The organism is Streptomyces griseus (assembly GCF_001715295.1).
GTDB classification, from domain to species: Bacteria; Actinomycetota; Actinomycetes; order Streptomycetales; family Streptomycetaceae; genus Streptomyces; species Streptomyces griseus_G.
In genome coordinates, this window is record NZ_MDKB01000001.1 from 1,183,787 (window position 1) to 1,199,668 (window position 15,882).

A 15,882-nucleotide genomic window follows, 5' to 3' on the forward strand; every position below is an offset into this window, starting at 1 on the left:
CGGCCAGGTCGCCCCGGCCAAGCCCCTGTGCGCGCAGGTGGTGGGCCCAGCGGTTGGCGGACGCGTTCAGCTCCGCGTAGGTGATCCGCCGGTCACCGTCGATCAGCGCGACCGCGTCCGGGAAGCGGGCCACCTGCTTCTCGAACCGCTCCACCAGCGAGACGTCCTCCCGGTCGGTCACGGCCCCGGCCCACGGTCCGAGCAGCAGCTCCCGCTCGGCTCCCGAGAGCACCTCCAGCTCCGCGATCCTGCGGCCGGCCGGCTCTCCCCGCCCCTCGGCCGGCGCGAGGGCGGCCGTGAGGAAGGCGGCGAAGCGGTCCTGGTGGGCGGCGACGGCGTCGGAGTCGACCCCGTCCACCGGGGTGTCGAAGTCGATGCGCAGGCCGTCCGCCGTCCCCAGGTCGTACACCGCGACGCTGAGGTCGTCCACGGGGCCGTTGCTCACGTTGTGGTTGATCGTGGGGTGGCCGCACACCGTCATGTCGGCGTTGAAGCCCATGATGTTGAGGATCGGCCCGGTCAGCCTGCGGGCGCCGGTGAGGGCGCCGGCCTCCCGCCGCAGGTCCTCGTAACGGGTCAGCTGGTGGCGCAGACCGTGCTTGACCTCGGCGGACACCGTCCGCACCAGCGTGTGGAGGGTGTCCTCGGGGCCCACGCGCAGCCGCAGCGGTACGACGTTCGACGTCATGCCGGGTGTACTGCGGGAGGCCTTCGTGGTCCGGCCCGTCACCGGCAGCCGGAGCATCAGCTCGTCCTGCGCCGTGACGCGGTGCAGGTACCCCGCGAACAGGGCGACGACCAGGACGGGCCAGGAGACCCGCTCGGCGCGCGCCACGGCGCGCAGCCGGGCCGCGTCCGCCGCCGGCACCAGGACCGTGCGACGGGCGAAGGGCAGGACGCCCCGGGACGGGACCGCCCGGGCGGCGCCACGGACCAGGCTGTGCCGTGTCTCCGGCGCTCCCGCCAAGTGTTCCCGCCAGGCCGCCCGTTCGGTGACGGCCTCCTCGGAGCTCCGCCAGGCGGCGTCCTCGGCATGCAGGTCGGACAGCCGACCGAACGGCGCATCGCCCCACAGTTCGCCGGCGACCGCCTTCTCGTACAGCTCGACCAGCCGCTTCAGCAGCATCGACACGCTCACGCCGTCGACCAGCAGGTGGTGGAAGGCGTAGAAGTAGAAGTACCGGTCCTCGGCCAGCTTGATCAGCGCGCAGCGGACCGGGGACTCGCGGGTCAGGTCGAAAGGGCTCCCGACCGCAGCGTCCATCAGACCCCAGGCCGCACGCTCCGGATTCTCCTCGGCGCTCACGTCGGTGAACGGGAGGGTACGGGCGCCCGGTTCGGCGTCGATCAGCTGCCACACGGTCTCGCCGTCGTCCTCGAAGCAGCGGGTGCGCATGACGTCCGCTTCCTCCACGAGGCGGCGCCAGGCGGCCCGCATCAGCGCCGGGTCCACCGGGCCGAGGATGTCCCGGCACTCTGCGACGTTGTACCTCAGGCCGGTGGGGTCCAGGGTGTGAGCCGTCCAGATGTCGCGCTGGGCCTCCGAGAGCGGCAGCCGGAAGGCAGCCGGAGCGGGTGCGACGGTCGCGTCGGACGGCATGGGGTCTCCTGTGTGGGTCGCGGCGGGGAGGGGCGGGTCCTGCGAGCGCGGAGCGAGGGAGTACGGGCGGTGCCGGGCCGGCGGACCGGGAGGGAGGAGCCGGCCACGGCCGGCCCCGCCCTGTCGTCCGTGCCGGGCCGGCAGGGCCATACAACCGCCGGAGCCGGGTGCGGAGCGGCAGTTGTCCCGGCGGTAGCACCAGCAGTTCGCAGGGGCGGCAGTCAGACGGCAGCCGCGGCGCCGACCGACGCGCGCACCACGCACAGGACGCGGAACCCCGGTCGTCCGCTGTCCCCGCTTGACCGGACGACGCCGCTGACCAGCAGCTCACGGACCAGCCGCCCGCACTCCGGCAGCGTGTACCCGGTCAGCCGCACGACGTCCTGGAGCAGGAACTCCCCGTCGTCCACGCGGCACAGGTCGCCGACCAGCGTCCGGTACGCGACGGGCAGCGCGGCGAGGGTGCGGCCGACCCGCTCCTGAAGACGGGAGCCGTGCGGGTCTCCGGCGAGGTGGTCGAGCAGCGGGGCCGGGTCGGAGTCGACGATGTTGCGCAGGGTGGAGAGGTCGCAGACGGTGAGCCAGGAGGCGGCGGCGCCCAGGGCGGCCGGGTGGCCGTCGAGGCGGTGGCATATCCAGGCGACATCGGCGAGCGCCTGCTCGTCGGGCACGATGTCCGGGCGGACCCGGCGGAGCTGACTGAGGAAGAACCGGACGGCCGCCCCGTCCGTGCCCCCGGCAGTGGGGGCGGGCGCCTCCAACGGAGAGAGGAGGAAGAGGCGTTCACCGGGTACGTTCCACGGCCGCTCCCCGGTGATCAGCAGTCGCAGGCCTGGGAACTCACGCAGCAGCCGGCTCAGCCGTCCGAAGTCGAGGCCGCCGGTGTCGACGCCGTCGAGGACGAGCACGGTGCCGTGTCCGCCGATGGCCCCCACGACCTCCCCGAGCCCGGGCAGCAGGTCCACGGCCTCACCGTCGCCGCGCAGGAAACGCGCGCACCCGTCGGCCAGCCGGGGCAGCGGGTCGTCGTCGGCCCGGAGACAGTCGGCGGTGGCCTCGGCACCGGAGTGCCACAGTACGGGCAGCCCGGCGTCGTGCAGCCGGGCTGCCGCCTCCAGGGCGAGCCTGGTCTTGCCGACGCCACTCAGTCCGACGACGGTGATCAGCCGCTCCGTACCCGACCTCAGCTCCTCGACGACCACGCCCGTCTCCGCCTCCCGGCCCACCAGCGGGTACAGCGGGACGGGCGGCGCCGCCCGTTCCAGGGACGGGCGGCGGATGTCATCGCCCGCCCGCGGCCCGCGTCCGGCCGCCTCCAGCGCCGTACGCGAACGGGGGCCGAGTCTCAGCGCGTCGGCGATCAGGCGCAGGGTGTCCGTTCTCGGCCGCTGGGCCTTTCCCTTCTCCAGGTCCCGGATGGCACGCACGCTGATGGTGGAGAGGTCCGCCAGCTCCCGCTGGGTCAGACCGATACGGAGACGGTGGCCACGTATCAGGGAGCCGAGGGGGACGGAGGTCGCCGGGGTGTCCTGCGGGGGGAGGCTGAGCGTCATGAAAGGACTCCTGCTCGTCGGGGGGAGGCGACCCCGGAAGCGGCTGCGGGCCGGGGTGCTGTGAGGGACGGCTGTCGTGCCTTAGGGCTGTCCCGCACTTCCCGGCGGGCTTACGAGACAGCGACGGCACCTCGCCGCGCTGTCGGAACGTCCCGTACATCCGGTACGTGGACGCCCTCTGCCGTGCGATGCACCCGTCTGCCCGCCGCCCGCTGATCCACCGGGAGTGGTGGGACAGCGCCCTGCTTCTGCCGGGATCCTCCAGACGGGGGCTATCCGGGGGGCATCGCGCGACCAACGCGGTCCAGGGGCGGCCGGCCCGTTCCGCGATAGCGACGGGGCGCGCACGGGAAGCGGATACGCCGTGCCGGGGCGGACGCGCACTGCGGGTGATAGGGGTGCGGACCCGTGATAGCGGGGGGATAAGGCCGGGACCGGTGCGGTGAATCCGGTCGTTCCTAACGTGATGTCCACAAGGAAACGGAACACCGACGAGAGGCCAGTCCGATGACGAAGAACACCACCGCCCGCAACGCCCTCCGCGCCGCCTTCGCCACCGCCGCGGTCGTGATCGTGACCGGGATCGGTGTCCAGACGGGCTGGGCCGACGACGCGTCGGGGACCCCCACCCAGCCGGCCACCACCAGCACCCCCACCCCCGGTGCCACCGGCCCCACGGACAACAACCCCTGGGACTGACCGCCCGGGCACTGAGCCCCCGGCCCCCGGCCCGAGTGCAACCTGTGTCCGCTGACGTCAGGTCCTGTGGCTGCCGACCTCAGTCTCTGCTTCCACGACCTCGGCTCCTGCGTCTGCTGACTTCAGCCTCCGCGTCCGATGACCCCGGACTCCGCATCCGCCGACCTCGGCTCCTGTGTCTGCTGACCTCGGCCTCCACGTCTGCCGACCTCGGCTCCCGCGTCCGTCGATCTCAGACTCCCGCGCCCGCCGACTTCCGCCCCCGGCACCGCTCGTTTCGGCCCGCCCCGAGCCGGGTGGCCCCAGCCACTGTGCGGCCGCCGGTCTCAGCCGGCGCCGAGAAGCCGCCGCGTCTCCGCCAGCTCACGCTTCATGCCCCGGTTCCTGAACACGTCCAGCGCAGGGGCGAGCAGTTCCCTGGCACGCTCCGGTTCACCGTCCAGCAGCCGCGCCAGATCCAGGCGGGCCAGAGCACCACCGCCGAAGTCCATGATCTGCTCGCGGGCCGTGACGGCCCGGTCGAAGAAGTACCTGGCCCGGTCGGGCCGCCCCATCAGCGCGAAGGCGCTGCCCAGATCGCGCAGCAGATGCCCCTCGCCGATCACATCCCCGGAGTCCCGGCACAGTTCCAGAACCTCCGTGAACGTCAGCACCGCGAGATCGAGTTCACCCCGCTCCAACAGCAGCTGCCCCACCCTGCGCAGGGTCCGCGCCCTGCCTCCCGGATAGCCGACCCCGTCGTAGATCTCCAGAGCCTCGTCCAACTGAGTCTGCGCCGCGGCCTTGTCCCCCCGGCGCATCCGTATGTGGGCGCTCTGGGTGAGCACGATCGCCCGGCCCACCACGTCACCGGCCCGGTCGAAGTCCGCAAGGGCCCGTTCGTACAGTTCGAGGGCGGTGTCGTCCTCGCCGTTCGTCCGCGCGATGAGCGCCATGTCGCGGCGGCACAGCGCCTCGCCCTGCGGCTCGTCCAGGGCCTGGAAGACGTCGAGCGCCGAACTCAGTGCCTGACGTGCCATGTCGAACTCGTTGCGGCTCATGTACAAGGAACCGAGCGAGGCGCGGACCGCGGCGGTGCCCCGCAGATTGCCGGCCTTGCGCACGGCGGCCAGCGCCCGCACATGGGTCTGCTCCCACAGGTCGTAAAGGCCCCGCACCTCGAACAGGGTGACCAGGGTCGTCGCCAGGTCCCAGCTGACGTCGTGCAGGCCCTCGTCGGCGGCGTGCTCCACCATCCCGCACAGGGCGGCCTGCTCCCCGTCGAACCAGGCCAGCGGATCGGCGAGCAGGTCCTCGGTGCAGGAAGCGGGCGGCGCCCAGCGCGGGGCATCGCCGTGCAGGACGGTGAAGTCGCCGCCGTAGACCTTGCGATGGGCCTCCTGCGCGAGATGCATCCAGCCGCCCGCCATGCGCGAGAGCGCGGCCCGCCGGGTCTCGGGGGCGTCGTGCTCGGCCAGTTGCTCGCGGGCGTAGACCCGGATGATCTCGTGGAACTGGTACCGGTAGCCGCCGGTGCGCTCCACACCGACGACGTCCAGCATCTGCATGTCCACCAGTGGTTCCATCAGGTCCGACGGCACGGGGCGGTCGTCGTCCAGCAGGGCGCCGGCCAGCCAGCTGGGCAGCGTCGGTGTCCGGGACATGCTCAGCATGCGCAGCAGCCGGCGGTCCTCCGGCGTCAGACCGTTGTACGTGAGCGACAGGCTCGCCCGCATCGTCATCTCGCCGTGCGCCAGTTCGTCCAGACGGTGCCGCTCGTTGGCCAGCCTGTGCACCATCGAGGCCAGGGTCCAGTGCGGGCGGGCGGCGAGCCGGGCGGCCGCGATCCGCAGAGCCAGCGGCAGCCGTCCCACCGTACGGACCAGAGCCTCGGCGGACGCCGCCTCACCCTCGACCCTCTCCCGCCCGATGATGCCGGACAGCAGTCTCAGTGCCCGCTCCTCGTCCAGGACGTCCAGCTCGACGCGGTACGCGCCGGGCAGCGCGGTCAGCCGCGCCCGGCTGGTGACCAGCACGGCACAGTCACGGCTGCCGGGGAGCAGTGGTTGCACCTGGCCTTCCGTGGCGGCGTCGTCCAGGACCACCAGAAGGCGGCGCGAGGCCAGCCGGGTCCGGTACATCTCCGCCCGCTCGTCCAGCGAGTCCGGGATCAGCTGACCAGGGATGCCCAGTGCCCGCAGGAAGCGGCCCAGCACCTCCAGGGCGGTGGCCGGTGTGCCGGTGCCGCGCAGGTCGCAGTAGAGCTGACCGTCGGGGAACCCCGTCTCGGCGAGCCGGTGCGCGACGTTCACGGCGAGCGTGGACTTGCCGGTGCCCGGCTTGCCGGTGATCACGGCGAGCCCCACCACCTTGCGGCCCCGGCCACCGGCCAACGCCTGCTCCAGGGAGGCCAGCTGGGCCTCGTCCGCGACGAAGTCGGACGTCGAGGCGGGGAGTTGCTGCGGCCGGACGTCGTGCGACTGCTGCTCGGCCCGGTCGCGGGAGGCGTCCTGGAGGGTGGTGGGGGAGAGTGGTCTCCGGGAGGGCTCGCGGTCACCCCGGTCCGCGGTCCGTTCGGCACCGGCCTGCGTTCCGGACCCGCCGGACGGCCCCCGGCTTCCCGCGCGTCGGGTCGTGGGGGCCGAGGCGGCGCCGGGGTGGGCTCCCGCCTCTCCGTCCCGGGGCTGCGGCGCCCGGGACGGAGGGGGCAGTTCACCGGCGAGGATCGCCGCCTCGAGCTGCTGCAGCTCCCTGCCCGGTGCCAGCCCGAGTTCCTGGTCGAGGATCCTGCGCCCGGCGCGGAACGCCTCCAGTGCCTCCGCCTGGCGCCCCGACCAGTACAGGGCACACATCAGCTGCCCGCGCAGACGCTCACGCAACGGATTCTCATGGGTGAGTAGTTGAAGCTCTCCCACGAGCCGGTCGTGCCGTCCCAGCTCCAGTTCGATCTGCAACCGCAGCTCGACGGCGCTCAGCCGTTCCTCGTCCAGCTTGTGGGCCTTGTTGGTGAGCGGGCCGCTCACCAGCCCGGTCAGTGACGCGCCCTGTCCCAGGGCCACCGCCGACTTCAGCAGCGTCACCGCCTTCTCCGGCTCGCCCTCGTCGCGCTGCCGCCGCGCCATCGCGACCAGGCCGGTGAACAGCAGCGAGTCGACGTCCCCGGTGTCGACCTGGAGCACGTAACCCGGCGGACGGGTCGAGATCGAGACGGTACTGTCCGCGCCGGCCAGGAGCTTCCGCAGCCGGGAGACACAGATCTGCACCTGGGTGCGCGCGGTCTCCGGAGGGTTGTCCTCCCAGATCAGGTCCACCAGATAGTTCGTGCCGACGACCCGGTTCGCCTCCAGCAGCAACGCGGCCAGGATCACCTCCTGCCGTCCCGGCGGCACCCGCAGCGGCCCGTCCTTGCCCCGGACCTGGAGCGGACCCATTAACTGGAAAGGGGGTCGCGACGTGCCGGGGGCATGCTGGACCGTATGCGTCGTGCCCTCGGCCACCGGGCCTCCGACCTCGTAAGCGACTTGATACGTCGGGATCAACATTCCCAAAGGTTCCACAACCCTCACGGTCTGTCCATCCTGCCGTGGCCTGAACCCGGCTCCCGGCGGATAGCGGCGTGATAGGCGGGGGTTGGCGCACTGCGCAAGAGTGCAGGGCGAAGCAGAAAGGAGGCGTCCCATGCACGCCGACGCCTGGACGAACACGGGCCCCGACGCGGCGAGCGACCTGGTCACCGCCGCCGGCGCCGACCACGTCCGCCTCGTCTACGACTACCTCGACGCCGGTGACCTCGACGCGTGCGCCTCGCTGTTGCACGACCACGTCGAACTGGAACTGCCCGGCGTCCCCACCGTCCGCGGCCGTACCGCGGTCCTGCGCGCCCACCGCGACCACACCGGGTCCCACACCCGCCACGAGATCGACCGCGTCGTCGCCCGCGACCGGAGCATCGTCGCCGCCGGCCGCCGCATCACCTCCGGCACCGAGGTCACCACCCTGCGCTTCGTGGACTTCTTCCGCATCGCAGGCGACGGCATGGTGGAGTCCTGTACGCGCTACTACCACACGGAGCCGGAAGGGTGCGGGACGAGGCCGTGGACAGGGGCCGGGGCCCCGCCGCCCACGCGTTGAGAGGGGCTGTGCCTCCGGAGGGGCCCGGCGTCCTGGCCGCGCCCGCTTCCGCGACGCCCGCCCCGGCGACCCGGACGGAAGCGACGCCGGCCGGGCCACGCCGGATCGACGCCATACCCGGCCGCGCGGTCGACCGCGAGGAGAGCCCGCCCGACATCGATACGGTCCTCGACCGTGTGTCGCCCCCGTGATGTACCGCATCCGCTTCCGTCCGGAGGGGCTCGACACCGCGTACGCGTCATCCGGTGGCAGGGCTCGCCAGGTCGGCCGACCGCTGACCGCCGCCCCACCTGCGGACCCCCGCCCCGAGCCGGCCACCCCCACGCCGTCCCCGGGCACCGTCCGGTCGCCACCCGAGGTGCGGGCGGGCTCGGACAAGGACAACCGTCGCCCGGCGAGCCACAACGATCGGTTGGGCGTCCCTACAGTGAACCCATGGACACCGAGGCGCTGCGATCGTTCGTCCGGGCGGCCGAGCTCGGGCAGTTCCACCGCGCGGCCGATGAGCTGGGCGTGACCCAGCAGGCGGTCTCCAAGCGGATCGCCGCCCTGGAGCGCGAGCTGGACGTGCGTCTGTTCTCACGGAATGCCCGGGGGGTCGAGCTGACGCTCGACGGGCAGGCGTTCCTCCCTCACGCGCGGAGCGTCGTCGCGGGCGTCGAGCGTGCCGTCGCGGCGGTCGGACCGGGCTCACGGGCCCTTCGGATCGACGTTCTCGGCCTGCGCAGCGCCCAGGCCGTCGTGCTGCACGACTACTGGCGGTCGCATCCCGACGTCGATCTCGACGTGGTGACCCTCAAGGTCACCGACCCGCGCGTGGCGGTCGCCGCCGTCGAGGCGGGCGACGTCGACGCCTCGTTCCGTACCGTCACCGACCCGGCCGTACTACCCCCCGACGTCCGGATGATCCACGCGTTCGACTCCCCGCTGGAACTGCTCGTCGGCCCGGGACACCCGCTCGCCGCAGCAGGGGAACTGACGCCGGCACAGCTGCGGAGGCACCGGATCTGGGTGCCGGGCATCGCACCCGGGAGCGAGTGGGCGGAGTTCTACGATCAGCTCGCCACCGACTTCGACCTGCGCCTCGACGCGGCAGGCCCGCACTTCGGGGACGAGGTGCTCCTGGACACCCTCGCGGACTCCGCGGACGTGGCCACCCTCGTCGGTTCCCGCGACCGGTACATCTGGCCGGCCGGCCACGACCTGCGCCGTATCCCGGTCGTGGGTCCGGCCCTCGCCTATCCCCTCTCGCTCGTCCTCCCGAAGACGCACCCGCACCCGGGACTCCGTGGAGTCCTCGCCCACGTCCGAAGTCTGCCGCGGCTCTCCGGGCCGGTCTGGCTCCCCACCTGGGCGACGTCACCCCGGCCCGACGGCAGCGACCTTCCGCACATCCGTGTCTCCTCGCCCCGGCGAAGGTGACCACGGCGCCGGTCGCCCGGGCCGCCGCTCGTCGCCGGCGACCGGCCGGTCCTGTCCGGTCACCCGTACGCAGCCACCGGTACACAGAAAGGGGCGTGGCATGTCCGACGACCGCCTCATGCCCATCCACGGCGCCGAGTTCCGGGCGATGGCCGAGAGGGTCCTCCGCGTCACGGAACTCACCTCACGCCTGAACGTCTTGCCCTTCGAGGACGAGGCGGGAAAGGCGGAACTGTTCGAGAAGATCCTCGGCAGCCCCCTGCCGGCGAACGTCACGATCTATCCGCCCTTCTTCACGGACCACGGCCTCCACCTCGACCTCGCCGAGCGTGTGTTCATCAACCAGAACTGCACGTTCCTCGACTACGCCGGCATCCGGCTCGGCGAGCGGGTGATGGTCGGGCCCAAGGTCACGTTCCTCACCAGTGGCCACCCGGTCGATCCCGGCGAGCGGCGGCTGTACCTCACCGGCGGGCCCATCGACGTGGCGGAGAACGTGTGGATCGGTGCCGGGGCCACGATCCTGCCCGGCGTCAGCATCGGCCGCGACGCCGTGATCGCCGCAGGCGCGGTCGTGGCGGACGACGTCCCGCCCGCAAGCCTGGTGACCGGCACCAAAGCCGCCGTGCGCCGGCAGTGGTGACGACCGGGGCGGGTATGCCGGGACGAGGTGCACGGCCCACCCGCTCCTCGCGCCCCGGCAGGCGGACGGTGAGCCTCCGGCCTGCCGTGCCGGTCACCCGGACCGGCACCGGGCCACCCGGCGGCGCCCGGCCGCCCGCCGAGTTCGTGGCCGAGGCGGTACGGCACCCGGACGCTCCCGAGCCCTCGCGCAGGAGCAGCAGCCGCGAGGGCCGGTTGCGCAGACGGCACCGGAGGGCGGTGACCGCCTCAGGGCGCGAGGGTGTCCAGGAAGGCGGAGAGCTTGCTCCTCGTCCGCTCGATCTGCTGCGCGACGGTCAGTGACTCCTCCAGGCGCCGGCCGGACGCCGGGAGCTTCTTGCCCCGCACGTACAGCGAGCAGTCGAGGTCGGTGCAGAGGTAGATGCCGACCGAATTGCCGTCCCGTCCGGCCTGCCCCCGCTTACGGGCCGTCATCAGGGAGACACCGTTGCCGGGGTGCGTGGTCAGGCAGACCGAGCACATGCTGCGATGCAGGAAGCCGCGCTGCTGGGACGGGAAGCGGAGCGTCACGCCGGTCAGCTCCCCGTGGAGCTCGGTGACGAGATAACTCCGGTCGGGCGCGGAGAGATCGCGCCAGCCCAGGAAGTCCAGGTCGTCCCACGGCTGCTCGTCGAGGTCGCGGGGCAGCGGCAGACGTTTCGCCTCGCCCTTCGAGCAATTGACGAACGACGCACGGATGTCCTGCTCACTTACTGCTCTCATACCGACGAGGCTAGGCGTGCCTACGACCTATAGGCAAATGATTAACCGCTGTAGGTCGGTGCCGGTGATCACAGACCCGTGCCTCCGGGCGGCCCGATCGGCAGGTGGTGAGCCGGGGGACGACTCGTGCGTCGGGTCGATCTTGCCGCCGGGAAGCTCCCAGGTGCCGTCCCGGTGCCTGCCGAGGAGGATCCTGCCCTCCCCGTCCCGCACGATCACACCCACCCCGAAGGCGGCCTGGGCGAGCGGTGGACGGGTGTTGCGGGTCGCGGGGGAGGAGGATCCGTCGTTCATGGTCTGTTCTGCTCCCGGCTGTTCGGGGGACGGGCGTACGGAATCCCGTCATCCTCACACGACCAGGTTCAGCGAGGTGGGGGAGATTCCGAGACGGACGCTCTGGCCCCACGTCAGCTCCAGCGCGTCCGCCTCCATGCCGTCGCCGAAGACCACCATCCGGTCCGACTCGACGGTGAGCGCGAGCCCCTCCCCGCGGCCCAGCTCCCCGGCGACCAGCGAGGTGCCGGTCGCCGGAGAGGGCCACGCCTCGCGTACGAACCAGAGCAGCCGGGGATCGGCCGGGCCCGGCAGTCGCAGTGTGCTGCCCCGCTCGGCCCACAGGGAGCGCATCCAGCCCGTGGCGCCCGTACCGGTGCCGACCAGGACGCCCGAGGACGCCTGGGACTCCTCACCGGCCGCGGAGGGGCCGTCCGGGGAGATGCGGTAGCGCGCGGTCCCGTGGCCGGGCGGACCGAGACAGATCTCGTTCAGGGCGAGCAGCCGCTGCGTGTCGTCGGCGACGGCCTCGACCATGGTGAGCGCCTCCGTCCGGTCGCCGGACGCGACGGCGGCCCGGCAGAGCGCCGCCGTGTCGGCGGGCCGGTGGCGTACGAGGACACCGGGGTTGCGGCCTGGATCGGCGTTGATGCCGATCACGGGTCGGCCGTCCAGGTACTTGGCGCAATTGGCGACCAGGCCGTCCTGACCGACCGCGAGCACCACGTCCTGCGGGGCGAACAGGAAGCGGTCGAGATCCGCCCGCTCCACCCGTGTGCGGCGCCAGGTCAGCGGTATGCCGGCGGCCACCTCGTCGAGGGCACGCCGGGTGCGCGCGTGGCGCTCGGCCACCTCCTCGACGGACCGGCCACGGGTGGAGAGGAAGAACGCGGCCTGCCCATGGGTCCCGTGGCGCGCCAGGAGCTCCTCGTACTCGGTCCTGCGGTGCACCAGCACCGCCCGGGGTGCCAGGCTCACCCCTCCGCCCCGGGCTCGGTCCGTCCGAGTCTGGCCAGCAGGCCCGTCAGGACGTCGGGGGAGAGGGTGAGGCTGTCGATGCGGGGAAGGTTCTCGGCCAGCCGGGTGACCGCCAGGGCGTGCAGCGTTCCGGGGGCCGCCTCCGAGTGGGCCCGCAGCCAGGCCGCCTGGGCCTCGGCGCGGGCCGCCCCGACCTCCCGGGCCGCCTGGGCCTCGGCGCGGGCCAGGCTCACCGTGCGGCCCGCCTCGGTTTCCGTACGGACCAGGTCGGCTGCCGCCTTCTCCTCCGCCTCGCGCCGGGCGTTGGTCCCTCGCTGGTCGACCAACTGCTCCTCTCGACGGGCGAGTTCGATGCGGCTGGCGAGTTCGTTCTCGGCGATGGCCCGCTCGCGCTCGACCGCCACGGCCCGGCGCTCGTAGACGGCGCGGTCGGCGTCCTGCTGGATCTGCTCCCTTGCCGGGGTGCGCAGCGCGCGCTCGACCTCCGCCTCCGGGCGGATGGCGACCACGCGTACGGTCACCACGTCGATCCCCGTCGCCGGCAGCCGCGGCTCCGTCGCGAGCCCGGAGGCCACCCGTTCCCGTACGGTGGCGACCCCGTCGACCAGTGCGGTGGAGAGCGGCGTCCGGGCCAGTACGTCCAGGGTGTGCTGCTGTGCGGTGTCGGTGAGCAGGGTGGCGATCTGCTCCAGCGGGGCGGCCCGCCAGACGCCGGTGTCCGGATCGATCGAGAAGTCGAGCCGGGCGGCGGCCTCGGCCGGGTCGCTGATCCGGTAGGTGACCGTGGCCTGCACCGTGACGTCCTGGAAGTCGGCCGTACGGCCGTGGAAGGCCATGGCCAGCTCGCGGTCGTCGACCGGGACCTCGGAGAGCGCCGCGGTCAGTGACCGGAACCAGAAGCTGAGCCCCGGGCCGTCGTGGACAAGCCTGCCGCGCCTGTGGTGGCGGATGTGGGCGGTGGGCGCGGAGCGCAGGTGCCGCCTGCCGAGGCGCCGGGTGATGTCGGCCATATCGGACCCCCTCTTTCTCGTCATCAAGACGATAATCGGGAGGGTGGATATCGTCAAGAGGACGAGAAGGGGCCGGGTGAGGTCCGGAAAGCGGCCGGCCGGTGGCTTCGTGGAAGCCACCGGCCGGAGGTGCGCGCCGACCCCGTCCCCACGGTGCGGCGCGAGCGGGCCGCCGTCATCCGCTCGGACGACGGCCCACGTGCGTCAGGACCCGGACGGGGGTGCCGGGGCCTCGAGTGCGGGCAGGACGGCGGACTCGATGAAGTGGGTGAGGAACCCCTCCTCGCCGTACCGTCCCTCCAGGAGTGGCCGGGCGCGCATGACCCCCAGCAGCTGGGCGGCGACGAACGGCACCGCGGGGTTTCCTTCCGCGACCTCGCCGCGCTCCACGGCGCGCCGCACCATCGCGTCGATGGCGTCGATCGAGGGCGCGATCAGAGCCTCGCGGAGCGCGCACAGAAGCCCGGGATTCTGCAGCGCGGCATGGCTCAGCGCGTGCATCAGTGCGGTGTCGCGGTTCGAGGCCGCGTCGATGACCCGCGCGGCCTCGTGGAGGTCGCCGCTCAGGGTGCCGGTGTCGATGTGTGCCAGCAGGGGCGTACGGGTGCCGTGCAGGGCGGCGACGACCAGTTCGGGCTTGGAGCCCCACTGCCGGTAGAGGGTCGACTTGCCGCATCGGGTGCGCGCCGCGACCCCCTCCATGGTCAGGGACTCGTAACCGCCCTCGCGGAGAAGCTCCAGTACGGCCGTGTAGAGCTCCTGTGCCCGCTCCGGTGTGATCTTCGACCGGCGTGGCGACGGTGCTGACTCCTGTGCGGAACCGGGCGACTGCATGTGCTTCCCTCTCTGCGCCGTTGCGACGGGGACCTCCGATACGTCAGTGTACCGATACGCGCGTGTACCGATACGCCTGCGTATCGGTACACTGGCGTATCGATAGGGCGCGGCCCAGCCGCGCCGTTACCGAAACAACGCTTCGTCAGCAAAGGGGCACGGGTGATGGACATCCGCAGCGAGCCTGCGGACCGGGAGCCGGACATCTCTGCCCGACCGCCCCTGCTCCGCGAGCTCCTCCTGGTCGCAGGACTCTTCCTCGTCTACAAACTCGGCCGTCAGGCCGCGAACGGACGCGTCGAGGAAGCGTTCCGCAACGCCGGCCAGGTCTGGGACCTCGAACGCGCCCTCCGCCTCCCCGGGGAAGGGGGCGTGCAGAGCCTGCTCCTGCACAGTCACACGCTGGTGCAGGCGGCCAACACCTACTACGCGAGCGTGCACTTCCCCGCCACGCTGCTCTTCCTGGCCTGGCTCTACGTGCGGCGCCCCCGCCACTACGTGTGGTCGCGCCGCATACTCGCCGTCCTCACCGGAGCCGCGCTCGCCCTGCACCTGCTCTTCCCCCTCGCACCCCCGCGGATGCTGCACGCCACGGGCCTCGTCGACACCGGGCAGGTGTACGGCCCCACGGTCTACGCAGCCACTCCGGCCACCGACTCGACGGCCAACCAGTTCGCCGCGATGCCCTCACTGCACTTCGGGTGGGCTCTGGCCGTCGCCGTCGGGCTGATCGTCGCCACCCGCTCCCGGTGGCGCGTGCTGTGGCTGCTGCACCCGCTGCTCACCCTGCTCGTCATCGTGGGTACGGCCAACCACTACTGGCTCGACGCCCTCGTGGTCTCCGCACTGCTCTCGGTCGCCTACGCCGCGCTCCGGCTGCCCCGCCCCGCGGACGCCCCGGTCCGACTGCCCTGGCCGACCCGGCCGGCGGCACTGCCGGCCGGGTCGGCCCACAGGACCCTTGGGGCCCGCGGCTACGCACAGACCGGAGCGCGCGGATGAACGCCACAGCCGTAGCCGTCCTGCTCTCCCTCGTCTCCGCCGGCGCCTACGCCGCGGCGGCGGTGGCGCAGGCGCGGCTCGCCGGCCGGCCCGAAGCGTCCACCGGGGTCCTGCACATGCTGCGCCGGGGGGCCTGGTGGTCGGCCGTCGGCCTCAACGCGGGCGGAGCACTCCTGCACGTCGCCGCGCTGAAGTACGGGCCGCTCACCCTCGTCCAGCCCCTCGGCGCGCTCACCCTCGTCGCGGCCGTCCCTCTCGGGGCCCGCGCCGCCGGGCGCCGGGTCAGCTGCACGGAGTGGCGCGGCACCCTGCTCACCCTGGTCGGCCTCGGCGCCCTGCTGCTCGCCGCGGGCGGCTCCGCGCCGCACGACACGCTCACCCTGACCGAGGCCCTCGCGGTCGGCGCGGTGACCATGGCGCTCGTCGCCGGCCTCGGCCGCCCAGGTGCCCGCCCGGGACTCCGGCACGCCGCCGCGTCCGGCATCACCTCCGGCGTGGCCTCGGCGCTCACCCAGACACTGACGGTCGCGGCCACCGACCACGCCGGTTCCCTGCTCAGCTGGCGGCTGGTGACCGTGGCGCTGCTCGTCTCCCTCTTCGCCATGGGCGGCCTGCTGCTCTCCCAGACGGCGTACCGCGGCGGCCTCGGGGCCCCGCTCGCCGTCGTCACCCTCGCCAACCCGGTCGCCGCCGCTGTCATCGGTCTCGCCCTGCTCGGCGAACGCCTCCAGGGCGGGACCGTCGGCCTCGCTCCCGCGCTCGTCGGCGCGGCGGCCGCCGGCCGGGGCGTCCTGCTGCTCAGCCGGGCGCAGGGCCGGACCGCGCCCGCCCAGGTCCCCACGCGGGCCGTCGCGAGTGCTCCGCCCCGGGTCGTCATCGCCGCCCCGCCCCGCACCGGGGCGGGGCGCACCGGCCCGTCCACGTCCGCGCCCGGCCCTCGGCCGACGCGGTCCGAGCAGGTCGGAACACCCGTCGGCGGCCCCTGAGGCACGGCGGCGCTACAGACACACGGCGA

General features: G+C 73.0%; 13 protein-coding genes and 1 pseudogene. 6 read left to right on the forward strand and 8 right to left on the reverse strand.

Translation table 11 applies throughout. The features are described 5' to 3' along the window. Together BA175_RS31600 and BA175_RS04655 are read right to left on the reverse strand one after the other, a co-directional pair. A partial coding sequence (locus BA175_RS31600) for a condensation domain-containing protein (RefSeq protein ID WP_254667805.1) occupies window positions 1–1,600 on the reverse strand: 1,600 nt, incomplete at its 3' end. A 221-nt stretch (window positions 1,601–1,821) separates the two neighbouring features. Continuing rightward, window positions 1,822–3,153: a helix-turn-helix domain-containing protein gene (locus tag BA175_RS04655; RefSeq protein ID WP_069169913.1), complete on the reverse strand. Its 1,332-nt coding sequence runs from the start codon at window positions 3,151–3,153 to the stop codon at window positions 1,822–1,824. Between the two features lie 507 nt (window positions 3,154–3,660). Between BA175_RS04655 and BA175_RS04660 the strand changes: the two genes are divergently transcribed. Further along, window positions 3,661–3,852, forward strand: coding sequence for a hypothetical protein (locus BA175_RS04660; RefSeq protein ID WP_069169914.1), 192 nt, complete (start codon window positions 3,661–3,663; stop codon window positions 3,850–3,852). 326 nt (window positions 3,853–4,178) lie between these two features. Here the strand turns inward: BA175_RS04660 and BA175_RS04665 are convergent, their stop codons facing one another. Beyond that, entirely contained in the window at window positions 4,179–7,262 is a 3,084-nt protein-coding gene (locus tag BA175_RS04665; RefSeq protein ID WP_069169915.1) for an AfsR/SARP family transcriptional regulator, read from the reverse strand. Between the two features lie 247 nt (window positions 7,263–7,509). Here BA175_RS04665 and BA175_RS04670 point away from each other — a divergent pair, with 247 nt between their 5' ends. The 3 genes from BA175_RS04670 (at window position 7,510) to BA175_RS04685 (ending at window position 10,027) form a co-directional block, all read left to right on the forward strand. Further along, window positions 7,510–7,962: a nuclear transport factor 2 family protein gene (locus tag BA175_RS04670; RefSeq protein ID WP_069169916.1), complete on the forward strand. Its 453-nt coding sequence runs from the start codon at window positions 7,510–7,512 to the stop codon at window positions 7,960–7,962. A 435-nt stretch (window positions 7,963–8,397) separates the two neighbouring features. Beyond that, complete coding sequence (locus tag BA175_RS04680) at window positions 8,398–9,384, forward strand: LysR family transcriptional regulator (protein WP_069169918.1); 987 nt, start codon at window positions 8,398–8,400, stop codon at window positions 9,382–9,384. 100 nt (window positions 9,385–9,484) lie between these two features. After that, complete coding sequence (locus BA175_RS04685; protein ID WP_069169919.1) at window positions 9,485–10,027, forward strand: DapH/DapD/GlmU-related protein; 543 nt, start codon at window positions 9,485–9,487, stop codon at window positions 10,025–10,027. Window positions 10,028–10,275: 248 nt separating this feature from the next. Here BA175_RS04685 and BA175_RS04690 read toward each other — a convergent pair whose 3' ends face one another. The 5 genes and pseudogenes from BA175_RS04690 to BA175_RS04710 form a co-directional block, all read right to left on the reverse strand. Further along, on the reverse strand, window positions 10,276–10,770 hold the full coding sequence (locus BA175_RS04690) for an FBP domain-containing protein (RefSeq protein ID WP_069169920.1): 495 nt from the start codon (window positions 10,768–10,770) through the stop codon (window positions 10,276–10,278). Window positions 10,771–10,890: 120 nt separating this feature from the next. Then, window positions 10,891–11,064, reverse strand: a pseudogene (locus tag BA175_RS04695) (NUDIX domain-containing protein); the annotation flags it as partial. 54 nt (window positions 11,065–11,118) lie between these two features. After that, window positions 11,119–12,021: a hypothetical protein gene (locus BA175_RS04700; RefSeq protein ID WP_069169921.1), complete on the reverse strand. Its 903-nt coding sequence runs from the start codon at window positions 12,019–12,021 to the stop codon at window positions 11,119–11,121. Next, window positions 12,018–13,031 (reverse strand): SPFH domain-containing protein, encoded by a 1,014-nt coding sequence (locus tag BA175_RS04705; RefSeq protein ID WP_069169922.1) that lies wholly within the window; start codon window positions 13,029–13,031, stop codon window positions 12,018–12,020. The genes BA175_RS04700 and BA175_RS04705 overlap by 4 nt, the downstream gene beginning before the upstream one ends. Window positions 13,032–13,235: 204 nt before the next feature. After that, on the reverse strand, window positions 13,236–13,865 hold the full coding sequence (locus tag BA175_RS04710) for a TetR/AcrR family transcriptional regulator (protein ID WP_069169923.1): 630 nt from the start codon (window positions 13,863–13,865) through the stop codon (window positions 13,236–13,238). Window positions 13,866–14,030: 165 nt separating this feature from the next. Here BA175_RS04710 and BA175_RS04715 point away from each other — a divergent pair, with 165 nt between their 5' ends. After that, window positions 14,031–14,867, forward strand: a complete 837-nt coding sequence (locus BA175_RS04715; protein WP_069169924.1) for a phosphatase PAP2 family protein — start codon at window positions 14,031–14,033, stop codon at window positions 14,865–14,867. Beyond that, window positions 14,864–15,853 (forward strand): hypothetical protein, encoded by a 990-nt coding sequence (locus tag BA175_RS04720; RefSeq protein WP_254667806.1) that lies wholly within the window; start codon window positions 14,864–14,866, stop codon window positions 15,851–15,853. Before BA175_RS04715 ends, BA175_RS04720 begins: the two co-directional genes overlap by 4 nt. Window positions 15,854–15,882: the final 29 nt, after the last annotated feature.